Origin of the sequence: Pseudomonas monteilii, assembly GCA_001534745.1 — a bacterium.
Classification (GTDB): domain Bacteria; phylum Pseudomonadota; class Gammaproteobacteria; order Pseudomonadales; family Pseudomonadaceae; genus Aquipseudomonas; species Aquipseudomonas alabamensis.
This window is the reverse complement of the sequence record CP013997.1, coordinates 3903987-3918350: the sequence shown is the minus strand read 5'-3', so window position 1 is coordinate 3918350 and position 14364 is coordinate 3903987. Positions and strand designations below refer to the sequence as shown.

Here is a 14364-nt window from a genome sequence, read left to right as displayed (position 1 = left end):
ACCGCCGTCGTGCCGCGTCGCCTCATCGGAGCGCTCCCTGCGCTCAGCGTCTGTGTTCTCGCTTTGACCTTGACTGGCTGTCTTTCCACCGCGGGCATCGCGCCCCAGAGCAATGCCCCTTCGGCCGATGGTCTGGCCATCGACCACGCCATTCGCGACGCCGTGCGCGAGGCGGACTGGCCCGCCCAGCAGTGGTGGCACGCCTTCGGGGACGCGCAGCTCGATCACTGGGTCGACCTGGCGCTGGCCGGCAGCCCAAGCCTGGCCCTGGCGGCCGCGCGCGTGCGCCAGGCCAAGGCGCTGGCCGGCGTGGTCGAGGCCGACGAGCACCTGCAAGGCATCGCCCAGGCGACGCTCAAGCGCCATGCCTGGCCGCAGGATCAGTTCTATGGCCCGGGCGCGCTGTCAGGGGCCGAGACCTGGGACAACCAGGCCAACCTCGGCTTGAGCTATGCCCTGGACCTATGGGGCCGTGAGCGCAATGCCAGCGAGCAGGCCCTGGATCAGGCCCACATGCGCGTGGCCGAGGCTCGCCAGGCCGAACTCGAGTTGCAGAACACCGTGGTCAAGACCTACATCGGCCTGTCGCTGCAGTTCGCCCGCCGCGACATCGTCAGCGATGAGCTGCGCCAGCAGGAGCAGATCGTCGCCCTGGCCGAGCGCCGCCTGGCGGCTGGCATCGGCACCGAATTCGAACTGAGCCAGGCACAGGCACCGCTGCCGGAAACCCACCGCCAGCTCGACGCCCTGGACGAAGCCATCGCCCTGGCGCGCAACCAGCTGGCCGCGCTGGCAGGCCAGGGGCCAGGCGCCGGCGCCAGCCTGGACCGACCGCAGCTGAACCTGGGCGCTCCGATCGGCTTGCCGTCGGCGCTGCCCGCGCAGCTGCTGGGCCAGCGCCCGGACGTGGTCGCCCGTCGTTGGCAGGTGGCCGCCCAGGCACGGGGCCTGGACATCGCCCACGCCGATTTCCTGCCCAACGTCGACCTGGTCGCGGGTCTGGGCTTCGTCGCCACGGGCGGCGGCGCGCTGTCCTTCCTCCAGGGCCGCAAGTTCAACTACAGCGCCGGCCCCGCCCTCAGCCTGCCGGTGTTCGACGGCGGACGTCTGCGTGCGCGCCTGGGCGTGGCCGCAGCGGGGTACGACGAGGCCGTCGCCCAGTACGACCAGACCCTGGTGAACGCGCTCCGCCAGGTGTCGGACCAGTTGATCCGCCGTGACTCGCTGGACGTGCAGGCGCGCCTGGCCGCCGAATCGGTCGCCACCGCCCGCAAGACCTTCGACATCGCCACGCTGGCCTTCGAGCGCGGCCTGACCGGCTACCTGGAAGTGCTCAATGCCCAGACGCTGCTGTTCCGCCAGCAGCAGATCGAACGCCAGGTGCAGGCGGCGCGCCTGGTGGCGCAGGCCGAATTGGTGACGGCCTTGGGCGGTGGCGTGCAGGCTGGGCGCGACGTGCCTGAAGTTCGCCAGGAAGCTGCACCGGCTGCGCCTGCCGCGCTGGCTGTCTTCGCGCGCCAGGCGGCCAGTCGATGAGCCTGGTCCAGTCGCCGATCCGCTGGCTGGGCAACCTGGAGTGGCGTCGCGGGTTCTTTGCCTGGGCGCGCACCGATGGGGTGACCTGGGTCTACATCGTCAAGGTGCTGGTCGCCGCCTTCCTGACGCTGTGGCTGGCCATGCGCCTGGAACTGCCGCAGCCGCGCACGGCGATGATCACCGTGTTCATCGTCATGCAGCCCCAGAGCGGCCATGTCCTGGCCAAGAGTTTCTACCGCATCCTCGGTACCCTGGCCGGCTCGGCGATGATGGTCACGCTGATCGCCTGGTTTCCGCAGAACACCGAACTGTTCCTGCCCAGCCTGGCGCTGTGGGTCGGCCTGTGCTCGGCCGGGGCGATGCGCTACCGCACCTTCCGCGCCTACGGCTTCGTGCTGGCCGGGTATACCGCGGCGATGATCGGCCTGCCGGTGCTGGAACACCCGCAGGCCGCCTTCATGGCCGCCGTCTGGCGGGTGCTGGAGATCTGCCTGGGGATTCTGGTCTCGACCCTGGTCAGCGCCGCGATCCTGCCGCAGTCGGCCAGCGCGGCCATGCGCAACGCCCTGTACCAGCGTTTCGGCGCGTTCGCCGGCTTCGTCGTCGAGGCCCTGCGCGGGGCGGGTTCGCGTGAGCGCTTCGAGCAGGACAGCGTGCGTTTCATCGCCGAGGCCGTGGGGCTGGAGAGCCTGCGCAACGTCACCGCCTTCGAAGACCCGCACATGCGCCGACGCAGCGGTCGCCTGATGCGCATGAACAGCGAGTTCATGGCCATCGGCACGCGCTTCAACGCCCTGCACCAGCTGCTCGAACGCCTGCGCCTGCGCGGGCCGTCGCAGATCGTCGATGCGCTTGCCCCCGGCCTGGACACCCTGCGCGAGCTGCTCGCGCCCTATGCCGGACGTGCCTTGACCGACGCCGATGCCGTGCGCCTGACCCTGGAGCTGGCGGCCTACAAGGACGGCCTGCAAGGGCAGGTCCGCGCCCTGCGCGCTGCCTTTCTGGAGCGCGCGCCGAGCGAGGCGGAACTGCTCGACTTCCATACCGCCTTCGAGCTGTTGTACCGCTTCATCGACGACCTCTACAGCTATGCCCAGACCCATGCGTCACTGGCCGCCCACACCCACGAACGCGAGCGCTGGGACGAGCCCTACGTGGCCCAGACCAGCTGGCTGGTATCGCTGGCGGCCGGGATCCGTGGCGCGGCGGTGCTGTTGCTGCTGGGCAGCTACTGGCTGCTCAGCGACTGGCCGAGCGGGGCGATGATGACGTTGATCGCCACGGTCACCGCCGGCCTCTCGGCCGCCTCGCCCAACCCCCGGCGGCTGTCGTTCCAGATGGCATGCGGCACCTTGCTCGGGGCGCTGGTGGGCTTTTTCGAGACCTTCTTCGTGTTTCCGTGGATCGACGGCTTTCCCTTGCTCTGCCTGGTGCTGGCGCCGGTGTTCGCGCTCGGTGCCTTTCTCGCTTCGCGCCCGGCCTACGCCGGCTATGGCGTCGGCCTGCTGGTGTTCTTCGCCATCGGCAGCGTGCCCAATAACCTGACGGTGTACGACCCCTACAGCTTCATCAACGATTACCTGGGCATGCTCCTGGGGATGCTGGTCTGCGCGGCGGCCGGCGCGATCATCCTGCCGCCCAACAGCCGCTGGCTGTGGACTCGCCTGCAACGCGAGCTGCGCGAGCAGGTGCTGTGGGCGATCAGTGGCCGCCTGCGTGGCCTGGGCTCGGCCTTCGACAGCCGCACCCGCGACCTGCTGCACCAGGCCTATGGGCTGGCGGCCGGCCAGCCCCAGGTCCAGGGCGAACTGCTGCGCTGGATGTTCGCGGTGCTGGAGATCGGGCACGCGATCATCGAGCTGCGCAAGGAGCAGGCGAGCGTGCCGGTGCACCCGGCCTACGCCGACTGGCAACCCTGGCGCCAGGCGATCCGGGTGATGGGGCGCGCATTAGCGCGGCTGTTCCTGCAACCGAACGCCGGCAACCACGAACGTGCACTGTGGGCGGTCGACCAGGCGATCGCCAGCGTCCAGGCCGCCGACGAGCCTTTCGCCCGGCATTTCGACACCTCGGTGCTGCGCCGGGTGCAAAGCTACCTGCACTTCATCCGCAGTTCGCTGCTCGACCCCCGTTCGCCGCTGATGCCGGCACAAGGACTGCACCATGCCCCGTGAGATCGCCTTCCACGGCGTCTACCTGCCCACCATGACCTTGATGTTCCTGTTCGCCGCGGGCCTGGCCTGGGGGCTGGACCGCTACATCGCCAGCCATGATGGCTACCGCTTCTTCTGGCACCCGGCGCTGTTGCGCCTGAGCCTGTTCGTCTGTCTGTTCGGCGCCATGGCGCTGTGGGTCTACTGGTGAGGCATCCGCGATGAAAAAGTTCTTCAGCCTGTTCGCTACCCTGCTGGTGCTGACCGCTGCCGTGGTCATCGGCCGCCAGCTGTGGTTGCACTACATGACCACGCCCTGGACCCGTGACGGCCGTGTGCGCGCCGACATCATCAACGTCGCCGCCGACGTGCCCGGCTACGTGGTGGACGTGGCGGTCCGCGACAACCAGCGGGTCAGGAAAGGCGACCTGCTGCTGCAGATCGACCCGGCGCACTACCGCCTGGCCGTGCAGCAGGCCCAGGCGTTGGTCGCCTCGCGCAAGGCGACCTGGGCGATGCGCAAGGACAACGCCCGCCGCCGTGCCGACCTGGACAACCTGGTGATCTCCCGCGAGAACCGCGACGACGCCGACAGCGTCGCCCTGGCCGCCCAGGCCGACTACCAGCGGGCACAGGCAGCCCTGGCCGCCGCCGAGCTGAACCTGGAGCGCACGCGCATCGTCGCCACCGTTGACGGTTACGTCACCAACCTCAACGTGCACCGGGGCGACTACGCGCGTACCGGCGAGGCGGTCATGGCCGTGGTCGACGAGCACTCGTTCTGGGTATACGGCTTCTTCGAGGAAACCAAGCTGCCCCACGTCCGGGTCGGCGACCCCGCCGACCTGCAGATGATGAGCGGCGAGCAGTTGCAAGGTCATGTCGAAAGCATCGCCCGCGGCATCTACGACCGCGACAACCCCCAGAGCCGCGAGCTGATCGCCGACGTCAACCCGACCTTCAACTGGGTGCGCCTGGCCCAGCGGGTGCCGGTGCGGATCCACCTGGACCAGGTGCCGGACGGGTTCCTGCTGGCGGCGGGGATGACCTGTACGGTAGTGGTGCGGCCACAGGGGTGATGCGCGTTCTCGCTGCGTCGGGCGTCAGGCGACGCCCACCAGCACCGGCACGCTCACCCGGTCGATGACCTTGGCGCTGATCGACGGATCGAGCAGCCGCCCCAGGCGCGACAGGTGCCGATGCCCCATGATGATCAGCTCGCAATCCAGCGCCGTGGCCTGGGCCACGATGGCGTCTTCCGGCGCCTGGGCGAGCAGGGCGCCCTTGCAGACGAACCCGGCTTCGCGCAGCCGACGCAGCGCGCCGGCCATGGCCTGGTCGGCCTGACGCTGCTCGTCGCAGGCGGCCGGGTACTCGTCCAGCTCCTGCTCCGTGAAGACCGCCGGGCGCCCGTGCACGGCAAAGGTCGCGTCGATGGCCAGGAGCACGTGCAGTTCGTGGGCCTGCGGCTGGCAATAGCGTTCGGCCAGCGCCAGCAGGGCATGGGAGGCGACGGAAGCGTCGATGGCGATCAGGACGGTGCGGGGCATGGGGGCTCCTTGGCGGCAGCGGTGGCGGTGGGCATCGAGTCGCGAACGGCCGCCACCAGGCGCCGGCCGCAATCAGCACCGACAGGTGTACCACCTCGGCCCCACGCGAGAAATGCCGCGTGCCGCACTCACCGATTGCGTTCGGCGCAATTCGTCCAGCTGTTAAGCTGCGTCGTCTCACCTTGCCATGGAAAACGGTCATGCAACTCCCGGACATGAATCTGCTGGTCGCCCTCGACGCCTTGCTCGACGAAGGCAGCGTGGTGGGCGCCGCGCAGCGCATGAACCTGAGCCCGGCGGCCATGAGCCGGACCCTGGGGCGGATCCGCGAAGCGTTGGGCGATCCGGTCCTGGTGCGTGCGGGGCGAGGGCTGGTGCCCACCCCCAGGGCCTTGGCGTTGCGCGAGCAGGTCAGCGCGCTGGTCGAACAGGCGGGGCAGGTGTTTCGCAGTGGCGATGCGGTCGACCTGCCGAACCTGGAGCGTGCCTTCAACATCCGCACCAACGACCTGTTCATCGCATTGTACGGCGCGCAGCTGCTGCGCATGATGCACGAGCAGGCGCCACGCACGGTGCTGCGTTTCGTGCCGGAAACCGGCGGTGATGACGATGCCGTGCTGCGCGATGGGCGCACCGACCTGCTGATCAGCTCGAGCATCGACCTGGGCCCGGAGATCAAGGTGCAGAGCCTGTTTCATACCCGCTACATCGGGCTGGCACGGCGTGACCATCCGATCTTCGAGGCGCCGATCACCCCCGAACGCTTCGCCGCCTACCCGCAGATCAGCGTGTCCCGCCGGGGGCGCGCCAACGGGCCGATCGACGTGGAACTCGCCAACTTCAAGGTCCAGCGCCGGGTCGCGCTGATCACGCCGAGTTTTCACTCGGCGATGTTCTCGTTGCCCGACTCGGACCTGATCCTGCCGATGCCGGCCAACATCCTCAACAGCGTCGCCAAGCTCGGCCTGCCACTGCGCTCGTTCGAGATCCCGCTGTCGATGGAGCGGGTGACGGTGATGCAGGCCTGGCACCCACGGTTTCATCACGACCCGGCGCACCGCTGGTTGCGCCAGCTTCTGAAACGCTGCTGCAGCGCCGACCCGGAGCGCTAGCGCGTACCGCCGACAGGGCCGCCGAGCGTGCAGCAAAAGCACGCTCCAGCGCGCTGACCATTGCGTCAGACACACTCTAAACCTGCCGACAAGTCAGTTTTCGTCAGCCCGATGCTCTCCTAGAATGCCCAGCTTCCCCAATTTGTTGCTGGAGATGTCTGCTCCATGGCGTCGCTGTCCCTGTCTTCCACTGCGCCGGTCGCACCGCCGGCGGCCGCGCCCGCGCACACGACCTTCGGCCCACGGGTGGTCACCGGGCTGTTCGGCGTGCTGCTGGCGGTGCTGTGCGCGGGCCTCAACGAGAGCGTGATCAAGCTGTCCCTGGCCGACATCCGCGGTGCCATGGGCATCGGCGCCGATGAAGGCGCCTGGCTGCTGGCCGTGTATTCAGCCGCCTCGGTGTCGGCCATGGCCTTCTCGCCCTGGCTGGCGGCGACCTTCTCGCTGCGCCGGTTCACCCTGACCGCGATCGGCCTGTTCGCCGTGCTGGGCCTGGCCCAGCCCTATGCGCCGAACCTGCACAGCCTGATGCTGCTGCGCGTGATGCAAGGGCTGGCGTCCGGTGCCCTGCCGCCGATGCTGATGAGCGTGGCGCTGCGCTTCCTGCCGCCGGGCATCAAGATCTACGGGTTGGCCTGCTATGCCCTGACCGCCACCTTCGGGCCGAACCTGGGCACGCCCCTGGCCGGGTTGTGGACCGAGTATGTCGGCTGGCAGTGGTCGTTCTGGCAGATCATCGTGCCGTCCTTGGTGGCGATGGCCTGCGTGGGCTGGGGCCTGCCCCAGGACCCGCTGCGCCTGGAACGCTTCGCCCAGTTCGACTGGCGCGGCGTGGTCCTGGGGCTGCCGGCGATCAGTGGCCTAGTGCTGGGCCTGAGCCTGGGGGATCGCTGGGGCTGGTTCGATTCGCCGCTGATCACCTGGCTGCTGGGCGGTGGCCTGGTGTTGCTGGTGCTGTTTCTCTACAACGAATGGTCCGAACCCTTGCCGTTCTTCCAGCTGCGCCTGCTGGGCCGCCGCAACCTGAGCTTCGCCCTGGTGACCCTGGCCGGCGTGCTGATCGTGCTGTCGGGCAGCGGCAGCCTGCCATCGGCGTACCTGGCGCAGTTGCAGGATTATCGGCCCGCGCAGGTCAGCCCCTTGATGCTGCTGGTGGCCCTGCCGCAGCTGATCGCACTGCCTCTGACGGCGGCCCTGTGCAACATCCGGGCGGTCGACTGCCGCTGGGTGCTGGCCACGGGCCTGAGCCTGATGGCGCTGTCCTGTGTCGGCAGCCACTTGCTGACCTCGCAATGGATCCGCGACGACTTCTACGGGTTCTACCTGCTTCAGGTGTTCGGCCAGCCGATGTCGGTGCTGCCGCTGCTGATGATGTCGACCAATGGCATGACCCCACAGGAAGGGCCGTTCGCCTCAGCCTGGTTCAACACGGTCAAGGGCCTGTCGGCAGTGATCGCCGGTGGATTGCTCGAAGCGCTGGGGACGTTGCGTCGGCATTTTCATTCCAATCACCTGGTGGACAGCCTCGGCAACGCGCCGCTGATCGACGATCACGCTGCCGGTCTGGCCCGGCGCATTCACGAGCAGGCCGCGGTGCTGACCTCGGCCGACCTCTACCTGGTCCTGGCGGGGATTGCCGTGGCTTTGATCTGCCTCATTCCTCTGGTCCCTACCCGGGTCTACCCACCGCGCGCGGTGGCCTGACCTGGGGCTGCATTCGGAATTTCTCACATGAACAATCCTCGCAAGACCCTCGTCATCGGCTCGGTGCTCGCCGTGGCCGTGCTGGCGGCCCTGGCCGGGCCCTGGCTGCTCGGCAGCGACGCGCATCAGGGCACCAACGACGCCTACGTGGTCGCCGACTACACCGTGGTCGCGCCCAAGGTCGCCGGTTTCATCGAGCAGGTGCTGGTGGAAGACAACCAGCAGGTCAAGGCCGGCCAGCTGCTGGCGACCCTCGATGCGCGGGACTATCAGGCCGCGCTGGACGCCGCCGAGGCCCAGCGGCTGGTGGCCCGGGCGCAGAGCGTTGATGCGCGGGCCACGCTGGAGCGCCAGCAGGCGCTGATCGCCCAGGCCGATGCTGCGCTGAAAGCGGCCAAGGCCGAAACGGCGTTCGCCACCCAGGAGGTCGGGCGCTATGGACGTCTGGCCGAGCAGGGGGCGGGCACCGTGCAGAACGCACAGCAGGCCCGCAGTCGCGTCGACCAGGCCCGCGCTCGGCAGGCCAATGCCGAGGCAGCCTTGCTGGCCACGCGCAAGCAGGTGGACGTGCTGCAGGCGCAGGTCGCCAGTGCGGACGGTCAGCTCAAGCGCGCCGAGGCCGGCGTGGAGCAAGCGCGCCTGGCCCTGTCCTATACGCGCATCACCGCGCCGGTGGATGGCATGGTCGGCGAGCGCGCGCTGCGCGTGGGGGCCTACGTCAATCCCGGTGCCCGGCTGCTGTCGGTGGTACCGCTGCACCAGGCCTATGTGGTGGGCAACTTCCAGGAGACGCAGCTGACCCACGTGCAGCCCGGTCAGCCGGTCACCCTGCGCGTGGACACCTTTGGCGACGCGGTGTTGCAGGGCCACGTGCAGAGCATCGCCCCGGCCACCGGTGTGACCTTCGCCGCGGTCAAGCCGGACAATGCCACCGGCAACTTCACCAAGGTGGTCCAGCGGATTCCGGTGAAGATCGTCTTCGATGACGGCCAGCCCTTGCTGGCGCGACTGCGGGTCGGCATGTCGGTCGAGGCGACCATCGATACCCAGGACACGTCCCTGGACGGCACGCAGGTCAGCGCACGATGAGCGCCCTGACACGCCTGAGCCCGTTGCTGGCCGCCCTCCTGCTGGCCGGCTGCACCCTGGGGCCGGACTTCCAGCGTCCGGACGCCCAGGCACCCGCCAACTGGCAACCCGTGCAAGGGCAGGGCGCAGCCAGTCAGCCCGAGGCGCAGCCCCTGGAGACGCGCTGGTGGGACACCTTCCACGACGACCGCCTGAGCGCCTTGATCGAGCGCGTCGTCCAACAGAATCTCGACCTGAAGATGGCTAGCGCGCGGTTGCTGCAAAGCCGGGCGTTGCGCAGCAGCGTGGCCAGCGACGAAGTGCCGGCGGTCGGTGTCCAGGCCGGCTACGACCGGGCACGCAACAGTGCCGAAGGCCTCAACGACCCGTCGGGGCGCAGCGGCAAGTCGGCCTACAACCTCTGGCAAGGTGACCTGGTCGCCGGCTGGGAGCTGGACCTGTGGGGGCGGGTGCGCCGCCAGGTGGAAGCGGCCGATGCCTCCGTCGCGGTGGCCGAGAACGACCGTCGCGGCGTACTGCTGGCCCTGCTGGCTGAAACGGCAGGTGACTACATCCAGCTGCGCGCGACCCAGCACACCCTGCGGGTGACGCAGGAGAACCTCGACGTCGCCCGGCACAGCCTGAAGCTGTCGCGCAGCCGCCAGGCCGAAGGCGTCGCCACGCGCCTGGACGTGGCCCAGGCCAGCGCGCAAGTGGCCTCCATCGAGGCGCGTCTGCCCAGCCTCGAAGCGCGCCGGGATGACTTGATCAACGCCCTGAGCCTGCTGGCCGCCGAGCCCCCACGCAGCCTGCAGGCGACCCTGCTGGCCGAGGCCGACCTGCCCGCACCCCGGCAGACTTTCGCCATCGGCCTGCCGTCGGAACTGGCCGCACGTCGCCCGGACATTCGCCAGGCCGAAGCCCGCCTGCACGCCGCCACCGCCAACATCGGCGTGGCCCAGGCGGACTTCTACCCCAGCATCCGGTTGTCCGGCAGCGTCGGCCTGCAGGCCATGCAGCTGTCGGACCTGGGCGTCTGGGATGCGCGTCGCTTCGCCTTCGGGCCGCAACTGTCGCTGCCGATCTTCGAAGGCGGGCGGCTCAAGGGCAACCTGCAATTGCGCGAGGCTCAGCAGCAGGAGGCGGCACTCAACTACCGCAAGGTGGTGCTCGGCGCCTGGCATGAGATCGACGATGTCCTGCGGCTGTACAACGCCAGCCAGTTGCGTCGGGATCACCTGGCCGAGGCGGTGAAGGAAAACCGGATCGCCTTGGAAACGGCCCAGCGGCAGTACGTGGAAGGGGCCGTGGATTTCGTCAACGTGCTGACCGTGCAAGGAGCGCTGCTGGCCAGCGAGGAGCAGTGGATCGACAGTTCGGCGGACGTATCCCAGGCGCTGGTGGGGTTGTACAAGGCCTTGGGCGGTGGGTGGCAGGCGTTCGAGTAGTTGACGTCGTCCCGGCTTGAAGAGGGGAGGCTGGCCAGGCTGATCAGCGTCGCCCGGTAACCATGACCAGGCATGGAGCTTAGGCCCCTGGCAGGGGCCATCGCGGGCAAGCCCGCTCCCACACGCGAGCGAGCACACCCTTTTTGGCAGGCTGCATTGGTCTGGGTGGGAGCTGGCTTGCCAGCGATAGCGGTTGATCAGGCACCACCTATGCCGGGACATGTGCAGGCTCCCACAGGCGAGCGTGCACCCTTTTTTGGCAGGCTGCCTTGGCCTTGGTGGGAGCTGGCTTGCCAGCGATAGCGGTCGATCAGGCACTACCTATGCTGGGATATATGCAGGCTCCCATAGGCAAGCGTGCACACCCCTTTTTTGCAGGCTGCCTTGGTCTTGGTGGGAGCTGGCTTGCCAGCGATAGCGGTCGATCAGGCACTACCTATGCCGGGATATATGCAGGCTCCCATAGGCAAGCGTGCACACCCCTTTTTTGCAGGCTGCCTTGGTCTTGGTGGGAGCTGGCTTGCCAGCGATAGCGGCTGATCAGTCACCACCTAGGTCAGCATACGTGCAGGTTCCTGACCTAGAGCGAGCGCAGCAGACCAAACCGCTTTTTCAGCGCCCAATCCAGCCACCGCCGTGGCACCCAGCGCGCCAGCCAGGGCAGTGCCTGGCTGCCGTTGCCCACGCGCACCCGAATCGGAACAGGCTGTCGGGCACAGGCCTGCAACACCTCCTGGGCCAGCACCGTCGCCGGCGTGGGTCGATCCTGGGAGGCCCGGGCCCTGGCCCGCACGCCATCGCGCAGCGGCCACCAGGGTGAAGCCGGCGTCAGAACCTGTTCGGCCTGACGTTGGGCATGGGTGGCGAACCGTGAGGCGATGGCGCCTGGCTGTACCTCCATCACCCGGACACCGAACGGCGCCAGCTCCAGCCTCAGTGCATCGTTGAGCGCATGGACCGCCGCCTTGGACGCACAGTAGGCGCCAGCGAAGGGTGTCACCAGCACACCCGACACACTGCCGATGTTCACCACCAAGCCCTGGCTGCGGCGCAACAGCGGGAACAACGCGCGCGTCACGTCGACGAGGGCGAACACGTTGGTCTCGAACTGCTGGCGCAGCGCCTCGCCACCGCCGTCCAGCAACGGCCCCATGGCGCCGTAACCGGCATTGTTGATCAGAATGTCCAACCCGCCTTCCTCGGCTTCCAGCCGCTCGGCCAGACGCGCCACGCCCTCGGCATCGGTCACCTCCAGGCCATACCCACGCAAACCGGCAGCGCTCAGCCGCTCGACGTCCTCGGGGCGTCGCGCCGTGGCCCAGACACGGTGACCGGCGTCGCGAAAGGCTTCGGCGAGGGCGTGGCCGATGCCACTGGAACAACCGGTGATCAAGACGACGGACATGCACGGTACCTGTCAATGTAAGGGGCGATCAGTCAGCGAAGCGACCTTGCAACTGCTCGGCACGGAATACCAGCGTCTGCGCCCGATAACCCGCACGGACGGGCGGCAGGGGCAGGCAATCGCTCCAGGCCGCGCCAGGCTGAACCTGGCCGGGGCCCTGGTAACGCGGCGAATCGTAGGTGTTTTCGGCCAGGTTGATCGTGTCGCCGGGCGCATAGGCGGCGACCTGCCAGCGCAACTCGACCAGGGGCACCTCGTTGCCGTTCTTCATCTCGACCCGCAAGGCGCGATCAGCAGGGCACTGGTCGGGCGCATAGCGCAGGCGAAGTTCGAGGCGTGCCAGTTGCGCGGCTTCACGATGATCCTGCCAGGCGACCCAGGCAGCCACCAGACCCAATCCGCAGACCGCAGCCAGCGAAATCACCAGGGCCTTGGCCGGGTAGCGCAGCAGCACTACCAGCCAGGTCAGGATGAGCAATGCACCGATGATCATGAAGGCCGCGTCCTTGGAGAGGGAAGGGACATCCTAGCCTGGCAGGGGCGTACCTTCAAAAGGCATGTGACGCGGCAGCACCCTGACATTTATGCCAGTAGTCGGGCGTCGAGCCACGCTTTAGCTTCGGCAATACGACTACACATCGTGATCATCAAGAGGACAAGACCATGAACATTGACCAAAAGGTGGCTGCCGCTCCGCAGACTGACAACGCTACTGGCAAGATGTCGGCGAAAGTATCGCCTGCATCGTGGGTGCCTGGCGCTCGATTCGAATCGACATCGGTTCACTTCTCTCAGACTGGCAAGACGGTGGGTGTCCTGGGCATGATCGACCCGGACACTCAGAACGCTAGTCAAGCGCCTGAGCCGATCTACATGTTTCTAAGCTTTCCTGACGATATCGGGGACGGCAATCACAAGATCCTTCCCTACGAACCTGGCGCAAAGGCCGTATGGGCCTACTTCGCCAGCTCGACGGGTGGGTATGCGACTCGCGGCAGCATCACTGGCTTGAGATGGAACAGGGAAGCAGGAACCCTGCAAGTGGACGGCTTCGAGTTCGAAGGCGCGGACGAGGATGGCCAGAAGTTTTCCATCGAGGAGGGGAAATTCAACGTAACGTATGAAAACATCGAGCTGACAGCGACCGGCTCTGGGTCGGGCTCAATCGAACCCGCGTTCGAAGGCATTGATAAATTCAAGGGAAATCGTTTTGGGCTGACTCATGAGGCGGGCTCTGCCACAGGCGTCGTCTCCGTCCATGAGATAGACATTCAAGACCACACGCGTGCAGGCATCTCGCTCAATTTCACCGTGACAGACGGCAAGGTACGACCGACAACGGCTATCTTCCTGCACGCGGAGCGCGCGTATCCGGCAAGGCTGGGATCGCTCAGTATCAAACAGGTCGAACACGACGCGCAGCTAACATTCCTGAAGCTTCACTACGACTTCGAGTTCAGTCATAACGCCAGGCACTTCAAGGTGTCAGGCATGCTCGACGTCACACGTGCCTGAGCCTGACCCTGGCCGCTGGCGGCTAGACCAGGCCCGTTCGACGGGGTCTGGTCGTGCCGAACTGCTGTGTCAAGGCGCCTCGTCGCGCAGAAAGACCAACCGGTTCTCGCCCGAGGCGTCTTGCGCATACCGATACCCCTGCACATCGAACGCCTTGAGCCGTGCAGGATCCTCGATACGCTCCTGAATCATAAAGCGCGCCATCAACCCCCGTGCCTTCTTGGCATGGAAGCTGATGATCTTGTACTGCCCGTTCTTCAAATCCCGGAACTCCACGTCGATCACCCGTGCCTTGAGCGCCTCGCGCTTGACCGCGCTGAAGTACTCGTTGCTCGCCAGGTTCACCAGCACGTCATCGCCCTGGTCGGCCAAGGCCTGGTTCAGCCCTTCGCTCAGGCGCGTGCCCCAGAAGGCGTACAGGTCCTTGCCCCGGGCATTGGCCAGACGCGTCCCCATTTCCAGGCGATACGGCTGCATCAGGTCGAGCGGCCGCAGCAGCCCGTACAGCCCCGAGAGCATGCGCAGGTGTCGCTGGGCATGGTCGAAATCGGCCTCGCCCAGGCTGTCGGCGTCCAGTCCGGTATAGACGTCGCCCTTGAACGCCAGCAGGGCCTGCTTGGCGTTCTCAGGCGTGGCATGCGCTGTCCAGCTACCGAAGCGCGCGGCATTGAGTCCAGCCAGCTTGTCCGACAGGTGCATGAGCTCGGCGATCTGCTGCGGCGAAAAATCACGCAGCTGGTCGATCAGCAGCTGGGCATGGTCCAGGTACTGCGGCAGGGTATGGCGCTGGGTGACGGGCGGCGTGTCGTAGTCGAGGGTCTTGGCGGGTGAGAGTACGGCCAGCATGGTGGGGCTCCTGAAGTCATCGGGCGA

The 14364-nt window shown here is 67.4% G+C and carries 13 protein-coding genes; 9 read left to right on the top strand and 4 right to left on the bottom strand.

Annotation, left to right across the window (positions count from 1 at the left end; genetic code table 11):
* The first annotated feature begins 9 nt into the window (after nt 1-9).
* From APT63_16745 to APT63_16730, 4 genes are read left to right on the top strand one after another with little or no spacing between them, the layout of a single operon-like run.
* A complete protein-coding gene (locus APT63_16745; GenBank protein AMA47137.1) occupies nt 10-1536 on the top strand; it encodes an RND transporter in 1527 nt (508 codons plus the stop codon).
* Entirely contained in the window at nt 1533-3710 is a 2178-nt protein-coding gene (locus tag APT63_16740) for a fusaric acid resistance protein (protein AMA47136.1), read from the top strand. The genes APT63_16745 and APT63_16740 overlap by 4 nt, the downstream gene beginning before the upstream one ends.
* Nucleotides 3700-3900, top strand: coding sequence for a Na+-dependent transporter (locus tag APT63_16735; GenBank protein AMA47135.1), 201 nt, complete (start codon nt 3700-3702; stop codon nt 3898-3900). The genes APT63_16740 and APT63_16735 overlap by 11 nt, the downstream gene beginning before the upstream one ends.
* Before the next feature lie 10 nt (nt 3901-3910).
* The gene (locus APT63_16730; GenBank protein ID AMA47134.1) at nt 3911-4768 is read left to right on the top strand and encodes an efflux transporter periplasmic adaptor subunit; all 858 of its coding nucleotides are present in this window, start codon (nt 3911-3913) and stop codon (nt 4766-4768) included.
* A gap of 24 nt (nt 4769-4792) precedes the next feature.
* Here APT63_16730 and APT63_16725 read toward each other — a convergent pair whose 3' ends face one another.
* On the bottom strand, nt 4793-5239 hold the full coding sequence (locus tag APT63_16725) for a universal stress protein (protein ID AMA47133.1): 447 nt from the start codon (nt 5237-5239) through the stop codon (nt 4793-4795).
* 200 nt (nt 5240-5439) lie between these two features.
* On the opposite strand from APT63_16725, the gene APT63_16720 reads away from it, so the two are divergent.
* The 4 genes from APT63_16720 to APT63_16705 all read left to right on the top strand — a co-directional run bounded on the left by APT63_16720 (nt 5440) and on the right by APT63_16705 (nt 10571).
* A complete protein-coding gene (locus APT63_16720; protein ID AMA47132.1) occupies nt 5440-6351 on the top strand; it encodes a LysR family transcriptional regulator in 912 nt (303 codons plus the stop codon).
* Between the two features lie 165 nt (nt 6352-6516).
* Nucleotides 6517-8055, top strand: a complete 1539-nt coding sequence (locus APT63_16715; protein AMA47131.1) for a disulfide bond formation protein DsbA — start codon at nt 6517-6519, stop codon at nt 8053-8055.
* 27 nt (nt 8056-8082) lie between these two features.
* Nucleotides 8083-9144 (top strand): efflux transporter periplasmic adaptor subunit, encoded by a 1062-nt coding sequence (locus APT63_16710; protein AMA47130.1) that lies wholly within the window; start codon nt 8083-8085, stop codon nt 9142-9144.
* On the top strand, nt 9141-10571 hold the full coding sequence (locus APT63_16705) for an RND transporter (protein ID AMA47129.1): 1431 nt from the start codon (nt 9141-9143) through the stop codon (nt 10569-10571). Before APT63_16710 ends, APT63_16705 begins: the two co-directional genes overlap by 4 nt.
* Before the next feature lie 580 nt (nt 10572-11151).
* Here APT63_16705 and APT63_16700 read toward each other — a convergent pair.
* Together APT63_16700 and APT63_16695 are read right to left on the bottom strand one after the other, a co-directional pair.
* Nucleotides 11152-11976, bottom strand: coding sequence for a short-chain dehydrogenase (locus tag APT63_16700; GenBank protein AMA47128.1), 825 nt, complete (start codon nt 11974-11976; stop codon nt 11152-11154).
* 28 nt (nt 11977-12004) lie between these two features.
* Nucleotides 12005-12469 carry a multidrug transporter gene (locus tag APT63_16695; GenBank protein ID AMA47127.1) on the bottom strand — a complete coding sequence of 155 codons (465 nt, stop codon included), beginning with the start codon at nt 12467-12469 and terminating at the stop codon, nt 12005-12007.
* Between the two features lie 170 nt (nt 12470-12639).
* Here APT63_16695 and APT63_16690 point away from each other — a divergent pair, with 170 nt between their 5' ends.
* Nucleotides 12640-13491 (top strand): hypothetical protein, encoded by an 852-nt coding sequence (locus APT63_16690; protein AMA47126.1) that lies wholly within the window; start codon nt 12640-12642, stop codon nt 13489-13491.
* 69 nt (nt 13492-13560) lie between these two features.
* Here APT63_16690 and APT63_16685 read toward each other — a convergent pair whose 3' ends face one another.
* Nucleotides 13561-14337: a hypothetical protein gene (locus APT63_16685; GenBank protein ID AMA47125.1), complete on the bottom strand. Its 777-nt coding sequence runs from the start codon at nt 14335-14337 to the stop codon at nt 13561-13563.
* Nucleotides 14338-14364: the final 27 nt, after the last annotated feature.

Coding starts and splice junctions, on each gene's coding strand:
- APT63_16740 (AMA47136.1), top strand. CDS start 1,533: ATGAGCCTGGTCCAGTCGCCGATCCGCTGGCTGGGCAACCTGGAGTGG.
- APT63_16735 (AMA47135.1), top strand. CDS start 3,700: ATGCCCCGTGAGATCGCCTTCCACGGCGTCTACCTGCCCACCATGACC.
- APT63_16730 (AMA47134.1), top strand. CDS start 3,911: ATGAAAAAGTTCTTCAGCCTGTTCGCTACCCTGCTGGTGCTGACCGCT.
- APT63_16725 (AMA47133.1), bottom strand. CDS start 5,239: ATGCCCCGCACCGTCCTGATCGCCATCGACGCTTCCGTCGCCTCCCAT.
- APT63_16720 (AMA47132.1), top strand. CDS start 5,440: ATGCAACTCCCGGACATGAATCTGCTGGTCGCCCTCGACGCCTTGCTC.
- APT63_16715 (AMA47131.1), top strand. CDS start 6,517: ATGGCGTCGCTGTCCCTGTCTTCCACTGCGCCGGTCGCACCGCCGGCG.
- APT63_16710 (AMA47130.1), top strand. CDS start 8,083: ATGAACAATCCTCGCAAGACCCTCGTCATCGGCTCGGTGCTCGCCGTG.
- APT63_16705 (AMA47129.1), top strand. CDS start 9,141: ATGAGCGCCCTGACACGCCTGAGCCCGTTGCTGGCCGCCCTCCTGCTG.
- APT63_16700 (AMA47128.1), bottom strand. CDS start 11,976: ATGTCCGTCGTCTTGATCACCGGTTGTTCCAGTGGCATCGGCCACGCC.
- APT63_16695 (AMA47127.1), bottom strand. CDS start 12,469: ATGATCATCGGTGCATTGCTCATCCTGACCTGGCTGGTAGTGCTGCTG.
- APT63_16690 (AMA47126.1), top strand. CDS start 12,640: ATGAACATTGACCAAAAGGTGGCTGCCGCTCCGCAGACTGACAACGCT.
- APT63_16685 (AMA47125.1), bottom strand. CDS start 14,337: ATGCTGGCCGTACTCTCACCCGCCAAGACCCTCGACTACGACACGCCG.